Annotated in this window: 6 protein-coding genes and 1 pseudogene; 5 read left to right on the top strand and 2 right to left on the bottom strand. The window is 72.6% G+C overall.

Annotation, left to right across the window (positions count from 1 at the left end):
• Window positions 1-88: 88 nt before the first annotated feature.
• A complete protein-coding gene (locus ACIA8D_RS41575) occupies window positions 89-1,459 on the bottom strand; it encodes a tetratricopeptide repeat protein (RefSeq protein ID WP_399240701.1) in 1,371 nt (456 codons plus the stop codon).
• A 294-nt stretch (window positions 1,460-1,753) separates the two neighbouring features.
• Between ACIA8D_RS41575 and ACIA8D_RS41570 the strand changes: the two genes are divergently transcribed.
• A complete protein-coding gene (locus ACIA8D_RS41570) occupies window positions 1,754-2,188 on the top strand; it encodes a hypothetical protein (protein ID WP_399240703.1) in 435 nt (144 codons plus the stop codon).
• A 273-nt stretch (window positions 2,189-2,461) separates the two neighbouring features.
• The gene (locus ACIA8D_RS41565; protein ID WP_399240699.1) at window positions 2,462-3,334 is read left to right on the top strand and encodes a spermidine synthase; all 873 of its coding nucleotides are present in this window, start codon (window positions 2,462-2,464) and stop codon (window positions 3,332-3,334) included.
• A gap of 195 nt (window positions 3,335-3,529) precedes the next feature.
• On the opposite strand, the gene ACIA8D_RS41560 is transcribed toward ACIA8D_RS41565, so the two are convergent.
• Entirely contained in the window at window positions 3,530-4,087 is a 558-nt protein-coding gene (locus ACIA8D_RS41560) for a hypothetical protein (RefSeq protein ID WP_399240697.1), read from the bottom strand.
• A 100-nt stretch (window positions 4,088-4,187) separates the two neighbouring features.
• Between ACIA8D_RS41560 and ACIA8D_RS41555 the strand changes: the two genes are divergently transcribed.
• From ACIA8D_RS41555 to ACIA8D_RS41545, 3 genes and pseudogenes are all read left to right on the top strand, one after another.
• Window positions 4,188-4,877: a response regulator transcription factor gene (locus ACIA8D_RS41555; protein WP_399240695.1), complete on the top strand. Its 690-nt coding sequence runs from the start codon at window positions 4,188-4,190 to the stop codon at window positions 4,875-4,877.
• Window positions 4,874-6,271, top strand: a complete 1,398-nt coding sequence (locus tag ACIA8D_RS41550) for a sensor histidine kinase (RefSeq protein WP_399240693.1) — start codon at window positions 4,874-4,876, stop codon at window positions 6,269-6,271. The genes ACIA8D_RS41555 and ACIA8D_RS41550 overlap by 4 nt, the downstream gene beginning before the upstream one ends.
• Window positions 6,272-6,515: 244 nt before the next feature.
• A pseudogene (locus ACIA8D_RS41545) lies at window positions 6,516-7,406 on the top strand (chitinase); the annotation flags it as partial.
• Window positions 7,407-7,586: the final 180 nt, after the last annotated feature.

Raw genomic sequence — 7,586 nt, 5'->3', positions numbered from 1 at the left:
CGACGCTCCGCGTCGCCTCCCTCCTCCGCCTTGCGATCGCACGCACCAGGCCCCGCTCCCTGATCCGGCCTGATCCAAACGACAAGCCCTAGTGGCGTGACTGGGCGTGGGCGTCCAGGAACGCCGAGACGCCGGCGGCCCGGCGGTGCGGCAGCAGGACGCGCGCCGTCGTGGCCAGCATGCCCTCGATCCGCGAGGAGCGGACGTCCTGGAGGAGGTTGAGGGCGCGCAGCCCTGCGGAGGCCGACTCGTCGGGTTGGCCCGCGCGCGCCAGGTCGTCGGCCAACTCGGCCGTGTAGAGAGCCATGTTGCGGGTGAAGTGCGGGTCCTGGAGGGTCGCCGCGCGGCGCGCGTGCAGGGACGCGCGGTCCCAGTCGCCCAGCGCCGACCAGCACTGCGCTTCGAGCCCCTCCAGCTCGGCCTCGCCGTAGAACGACATCCACTCCGGGTCCGGGTCCGAGAGCCCCCGCGCGAACAGCGCCTGCGCGCGGGCGAGGGAGCGTTCGCAGGACGGCTGGTCGCCGAGCCCCGCCCAGCCGCCCGCCTCCCGCAGCGCGAGGAGCGAGAGCAGGCGGGGGGAGCCGAGCCGGGACGCCACACGGGTCGCCGCCTGGGCGGCACGCACCGCCTCGCGGGGGCGCCCCGCGTCGCGCGCCAGGAACGCCGTGTTGCAGAACGCGTGCGCCTCCAGCGCCTCGTCGCCCGCCATCCGCGCCGTCGCGAGCGCCTCCGCGTAGTGCGAGCGCGCGTCGTCGAAGCGGCCGGAGTCGTGCGCCAACCAGCCCACCGAGATGGCCAGTTCGCCCGCGCCCGCCTGGAGACGCTCGGTGACCTCGCGCCGGCCCGTGCCCGCGTCGAGCAGCTCGAAGGCCGTACGCAGCGGGGCCGAGGCCCGCCGGTACAGTCCGTCGGCGCCGTGCCGGTCGTCGAGCAGCCGGATCCGCCGGATCGCCTCCTCGACGGCGCCGACTCCGGCCCGCGCCGGATGCCGGTCGAGGTCCGCGGGCAGCGCGGGGACGCCGAAGGGGGACAGGGCGGCGACGGCCACGGTGGCCGTCGAGCCGGTCATGCCGGTCATGAATGCGCGACGTCGCACGTCGCTCTCCTTGGTATCTGCGTGGCACGGGTACTGCGCGTCGGCGCTGGCAGCGGTGGGGCGAGCGCCCCGGCCGCGTACCGCGGAGCGGGGCGCGAACCCCAGGTCCGCGAGGGTCCGGCCCGGGAACATGTGCAGGAACACCCGCTCGTACGCGTAGTTGGGGCAGCGGATCTCGCCTGCCTCCACGCGTCCGATGTAGCGCGCGTCGCAGCTCACCCGCTCACCGATCTCCCGGGCCGCGCGCCGCACCGCGGCCGCGAACTCGCCCGGCGAGCGCTGACCGCGCAGCTCTCGGAAGGCGAGGTTCGGCCGTGGAGACTGCGGCGTCGAGGTGTCCGGGGCGATCGGCGACGACGTCATGAGCGGGTCCTCCCGTGCGAACCGTGCCGGACGGCAGGGAAGTTGGGAGTGCCCGGACCCCAAGGGGAGGGCTGCCGCAACTTCCTTGTTCCGGCGAGGCTCGAAGGTACCGGCTGTCACGGCCCCGACACGCTGGGTTTGGCTACAAACCGGATATCTCACCCACGATCCGCCATGAACTGCCATCCTTTGCGGCGGCGTGCCGCCGTAGCTGTTGACGGCGCATGCGCGTTGAACCATGCGGCGAAACCCCACGAGCGAGGAGGGGCCGACGTGTTGAACGCGTCCCAGCCCATGCTGTCACTGCCCACCACCCCCACGACGGTGCGGCATCGACCGAGCGAGGAGTGCAGCGGACCGCCGCCCGGCGACTGCGACCTCGTCACGGTGCCGTCCCGACAGGGCCTCGAGGCGGTCGACATCCTGCGCCGCGGCTGTACGGAAACGGTTGGCCCCGTGCTGCACGACGGGGGCGGCGACACCCTCGGCTTCCTCGTCCCGCCCGGCACCGCCGACGGCTGGGACCTGCCCGGAAGCGACTGCACGCAGACGCAGGGGCGCGGCCTCGTCGTCGGGGTGCGGCCCGAGCCGCCGGTCGAGGGCACGGGCTGGCTGCTGCCGCCGGACCCCGGGGACCGGCCCGCGGATCTGGTCACCGACCCCGAGGTGCTGCGGGCCGCGCTCGACGAGGCGGCCCGCATGATCGATGCGGCGGACAGCTGCCGCTGATCCCGTACGTGCCGGGGGGCCGGGATCCCGGAGTGGCCCGGCCCTGGTGAGGCCGTCGATTGTGGCTGAATGGCAAGGTCACGAGGGCTGTGTCTGCCCGGGGGTAACCCCCGGACCCCCGGCCGGAGGGGCCGGTCGGCCGCGGGCGCCGGAGGGTGCTGGTGGTACGGCGGTCGTGTGGTCGAGGCGGCGGACAACTGTCGTCGAGTCCGTTCGTGCCGGGGCTCGGGTCCGGAGTGGCCCGGGTGCGACGGACCCGTCGATAATGGCCGAATGGCAAGGTCACGAGGGAAGCAGGCGCGCGGGCGCGCGGGGCGGGAGGCCGTGGTCCAGGAGGTCGACGGTGGGCTCGCCGAGCTGGTGCCCGACCGGGACCGGCCGGCCGGCTGGACGCTGCTCGTGGACGGGGCGCCGCAGTCGCACGTGGACCTCGACGACCCGTCGTACCTGTCGTTCGAGTACCAGCGGCGGATCGGGCACGTCATCGATCTGGCCGCCGAGCGGGGGCGGCCGGTGCAGGCCGTGCATCTCGGCGGTGGGGCGTTCACGCTGGCGCGCTACGTCGCCGCGACCCGGCCGCGGTCCACGCAGCAGGTCGTCGAGCGGGACGGGGCGCTGGTCCAACTGGTGCGTGGGGCACTGCCGTTGGATCCGGCGCAGCGGATTCGGGTGCGGACCGCCGACGCCCGTGAGGCGCTGGCCAAGCTGCCCGACGACTGGGCCGATGTGCTCGTCGCCGACGTGTTCAGCGGGGCGCGTACGCCCGCGCATCTCACCAGTACGGAGTTCCTGACCGAGGTGCGGCGTGTGCTGAGGCCCTCCGGGACGTATGTGGCGAACATCGCGGACGGGCCGCCGCTCGCGTATCTGCGGGGGCAGATCGCCACGGCGGCGGGGGTCTTTCCCGAGCTTGCGCTTGTCGCGGATCCGACGGTGCTGAGGGGGAAGCGGTTCGGGAACGCGGTGCTTGTCGCGTCCGCGGGGGTGTTGGATGTGGGTGAGCTGACCCGGCGGGCCGCGGGGGATTCGCATCCGGGGCGGGTTGAGCACGGTAAGGCGCTTTTGGATTTTGCGGGTGGGGCGGTTGCGGTGGGGGATGGTTCGGCCAAGGCGTCTCCGGCGCCGCCGCCGTCCGTGTTTCGGTAGTCGTTGCCTACGTCTCGGGGCTCTGCCCCGGACCCCGCGCCTCAATCGCCGGCGGGGCTTGATTTGCCCACCCGCCCGCGGGGGCTTGAAATGTCCACCCGGCCGCAGGGGGGAAATGCCCGATCGGCCGCAGGGGGAATTGCCCACCCGTCCGCAGGGGGGAATTGCCCGACCGGCCGCAGGGGCTTGAGTGGGTCAGTAGTTGGCGATTTCGACCGTTGGTTCGTGGTCGTGCCATGTGCAGAAGGCCGAGACCTTTTTGTCGGGTGAGGTGAATTCGACGCGGATCCATGTCGGCTGTTTCCAGACCTGGACCGACCAGCCCGCGGCGGGTGTCGCCGAGACGAGGGTGGCCGAGGTCTTGCGGAGGTCGAAGACCGCGCGGCCGCCGGCCGTCGCGTAGCTCTTGACGGAGCCGGAGGACGGCGGGGCCGGTGACGTCGTGCGCGGGGTGGGCGTGGGCTTCGGGGAGTGTGACGTGCGGCTCGGGGCGGACGAAGGGGTGCGGGTCGACGTGGACGGTTCCGGGCGGTGGGTCGAGGAGGCGACCGGCGGCTCCGCGTGCGGCTCGTCCTGGGTCGCCGCGACGGGGAGCGCGTGCGGCGGGTCGTAAACCGTGCCCGCCATCACCGTGTGCACGCCCCACCACGACAGCGTCACCGCCGCCCCGGTCGCGAGCAGCCACGCCACCCCGTGCACCAACCGCCGTCGGGCGGGGTGCGGGCTGCGCGGGGTTCCGGGGCTCTCGTGCATCGCGGGCCATACTGCACCACACCCGCCCCGGCTGTCCCGCGAGGCCCGCGACCACCCGAAAGAGACCCGGAAACCGCCGGATGGCGTACGGTGCCGTCCCATGGCAAGTGTGCTCGTGGTCGAGGACGACCAGTTCGTACGCTCAGCCCTCATCCGGCACCTGACCGACGCCGCGCACACCGTGCGCAGCGTCGGCACGGCCCTGGAGGCGCTGCGCGAGGTCGCCCATCTCCGGTTCGACGTGGTGATCCTGGATCTCGGTCTGCCCGATCTCGACGGGGCCGAGGCCCTGAAGATGCTGCGCGGGATCACCGACGTACCCGTGATCATCGCCACGGCCCGGGACGACGAGGCCGAGATCGTGCGGCTGCTCAACGACGGCGCCGACGACTATCTGACCAAGCCGTTCTCGCCAGAGCACCTGTCCGCCCGGATGGCCGCCGTGCTGCGCCGCTCGCGGGGGAACACGGGCGCCGAGCCGCCCTCGCGGGTGATCCGGGTCGGCGGGCTCGCGATCGATCCGTTGCGGCGGCAGGCGGAGCTCGACGGGACGCCGTTGGATCTGACGCGGCGCGAGTTCGATCTGCTGACCTTTCTCGCCGGGCGGCCCGGTGTGGTCGTCGCGCGCAAGGAGCTGCTCGCCGAGGTGTGGCAGCAGTCGTACGGGGACGATCAGACCATTGATGTGCATTTGTCGTGGTTGCGAAGGAAGTTGGGGGAGACCGCGGCCCGGCCGCGGTATCTGCACACCCTGCGCGGCGTCGGCGTGAAGCTGGAGCCGCCGGCATGAGGTGGGCCCTGGTGAAGGTGTGCCTCGCCGTCACGACGATGGTCGTGGTCGCCTTCGCCGTCCCGCTCGGCCTCGTGATCAAGGAGATGGCGCGGGACCGGGCCTTCTCGAACGCCGAGCGGACCGCCGCCGCCATCGGCCCCACCCTCTCCATCACCACCGACCGCGACCAGCTCGACCGCGCCCTCGCCACCGCGCAGACCGGCGGCGAGGACCGGATGTCGGTGTACGTCCCGGCCGGTGGCGGGCATCAGGAGATACGGCTCGGTGAGCAGCGGGTCGGGCCCGAACGGCTCGACATCCGGCAGGCCGCTGTCGTCGACGTGCCGGGGGGCTCCGTGTGGCTCCAGCCCATCGCGGTGAGCACCGGCAAGATCGCGGTCGTCGAGGTGTACGTGCCCGAGGACGAGGTCACCAACGGCGTGACGACCGCGTGGGTCGTGCTCGGCGGCGTCGGGATCGCGTTGATCATCGGCTCCGTGGCGGTCGCGGACCGGCTCGGCGGGCGGATGGTGCAACCGGCGCAGCGGCTCGTGGGTGCCGCGCACGAGCTGGGGGAGGGGCGGCTGGGCGCGCGGGTGCCCGAGGACGGGCCCACCGAGCTGCGGCTCGCCGCCGTCGCGTTCAACTCGATGGCCGATCAGGTGGTGCAACTGCTCGCCAATGAGAGGGAGTTGGCGGCCGATCTGTCGCATCGGCTGCGGACTCCGCTGACCGTGCTGCGGCTCAATGCCGCTTCCCTCGGGGACGGGCCCGCCGCCGAGCAGACCCGGGCCGCCGTCGAGCAGCTGGAGCACGAGGTCGACACCATCATCCGGACGGCCAGGGACGCCAAGCCGCAGACCGCCGCCGCCGGGCCCGGCGCGGGCTGTGACGCCGCCGAGGTGATCCGCGAGCGGATGGACTTCTGGTCGGCGCTCGCCGAGGACGAGGGGCGCAAGGTGCGGGTCGCCGGGGTCGACCGCCCCGTCCGCATCCCCGTCGTCCGCGGCGAGCTGGCGGCGGCCCTGGACGCGCTGCTCGGCAACGTGTTCCGGCACACGCCGGAGGGCACCGCGTTCGCGGTCGACGTGCACCGGGCGGAGGGCGCCGTGATCGTGCTCGTCTCCGACGCGGGCCCCGGGATCGCCGACCCGGAGGCCGCGCTGGCCCGCGGCACGGAGGGGGTCGAGGTCGGTTCGACCGGGCTCGGTCTGGACATCGTGCGCCGGGTCGCCGAGTCCACCGGCGGCGATGTGCGCATCGGCTCGTCCGTGCTCGGCGGCACCGAGGTGCGGATCTGGCTGCAACTGGAGGGGCACCGGCCCGTCGCGGGGCGCCGCGGGCACGGGCGGCGCGGCCGGGAACGCAGGGGATTGGTCTCGACCTTTAACCGGTCCCGATCCCTCACTTAAGCCAACCCTAAGATCCTCAACGCCCGGCCCACTTGCCCGAATTGACGGGTTCGCGATCGTTAGCGTGCTGCCACGTACCCCCCAACCCCCCACGTACAGCTAAGGCAGGCATGCGATGAGCAGCAACACGCACCGGCGCAGGTTCAGCGGCAAGAAGAAGGCGATGGGCGGCGTCGTGGCCGCCGCCGTCGTGGGTGGTGGCGCGTTCCTCTTCTCCTTCGGGGCGTCCGCGGCGCCGGTGGAGGCCGCCGGCTTCGCCCCCTACGTCGACACTTCCCTCACCCCGGCGTTCGACCTGGCCGCCTCCGCCAAGGCCACCGGCGTGAAGGAGTACAACCTCGCCTTCATCACCTCCGGCGGCGACTGCGCGCCGAAGTGGGGCGGCGTCACCGACCTCGACGGTGACCAAGTCGCCTCGCAGATAGGCGACTTGAGGGCGGCCGGCGGTGACGTCCGGGTCTCCTTCGGCGGCGCGAGCGGCACCGAGCTGGCGCAGGCCTGCTCCTCGGCCTCCGACCTGGCGGCGGCGTACCAGAAGGTCATCGACCAGTTCGACCTCACCAAGGTCGACTTCGACATCGAGGGCGGCGCGCTGCCCGACACGGCGGCCAACACCAAGCGCGCCGAGGCGATCGCGACGCTCCAGAAGGACAACCCCGACCTGAACGTCTCGGTGACGCTCCCGGTGATGCCCGAGGGCCTCACCCAGGACGGCGTGAACTTCCTGACGAACGCCAAGGACAACGGCGCCTCGCCCGACCTCGTCAACATCATGGCGATGGACTACGGGGCCTCGTACAGCGGCGACATGGGCGATTACGCCGAGCAGGCGGCGACCGCCACGCAGGCGCAGGTCAAGTCGGCGCTCGGCCTGTCGGACGCGGACGCCTGGAAGGCCGTGGCGCTCACCCCGATGATCGGCGTCAACGACGTCTCGACCGAGGTCTTCAAGGTCGAGGACGCCACGCAGCTCGTCTCCTTCGCGAAGGAGAAGGGCCTCGGCGGCCTGTCCATGTGGTCGGCGACCCGCGACAAGGCCTGCGAGGGCGGGGCCGTCGACTCGGCGCAGCCGACGTGCAGTTCGATCGAGCAGGAGGCGGACGCGTTCCAGAAGGCGTTCGCGAAGCTCGGCTGACCACCGACCTCCATCCCCCACATGCGGAAGCCCCGACCGGCACACCCCCCATCCGGCCGGGGCTTCCGCGACGCCCCGCGAGCCCGGCCTGATCCAAACGACAGGCCCTAGGTCGTGTCCGCAAAGTCATGGCAGCCAGAGTCGTAGGCAGGCGATGGTGACCATGGCTTTGTAGTGGAG

The organism is Streptomyces sp. NPDC051684, assembly GCF_044453445.1.
In the GTDB taxonomy this organism is placed as follows: domain Bacteria; phylum Actinomycetota; class Actinomycetes; order Streptomycetales; family Streptomycetaceae; genus Streptomyces.
This window is presented reverse-complemented; position numbering and strand designations above follow the sequence as displayed.

Excerpts from the sequence above, each read along its gene's own strand:
- ACIA8D_RS41570 (WP_399240703.1), top strand. The coding sequence starts at position 1,754 with ATGCTGTCACTGCCCACCACCCCCACGACGGTGCGGCATCGACCGAGC.
- ACIA8D_RS41560 (WP_399240697.1), bottom strand. The coding sequence starts at position 4,087 with ATGCACGAGAGCCCCGGAACCCCGCGCAGCCCGCACCCCGCCCGACGG.
- ACIA8D_RS41555 (WP_399240695.1), top strand. The coding sequence starts at position 4,188 with ATGGCAAGTGTGCTCGTGGTCGAGGACGACCAGTTCGTACGCTCAGCC.
- ACIA8D_RS41575 (WP_399240701.1), bottom strand. The coding sequence starts at position 1,459 with ATGACGTCGTCGCCGATCGCCCCGGACACCTCGACGCCGCAGTCTCCA.
- ACIA8D_RS41550 (WP_399240693.1), top strand. The coding sequence starts at position 4,874 with ATGAGGTGGGCCCTGGTGAAGGTGTGCCTCGCCGTCACGACGATGGTC.
- ACIA8D_RS41565 (WP_399240699.1), top strand. The coding sequence starts at position 2,462 with ATGGCAAGGTCACGAGGGAAGCAGGCGCGCGGGCGCGCGGGGCGGGAG.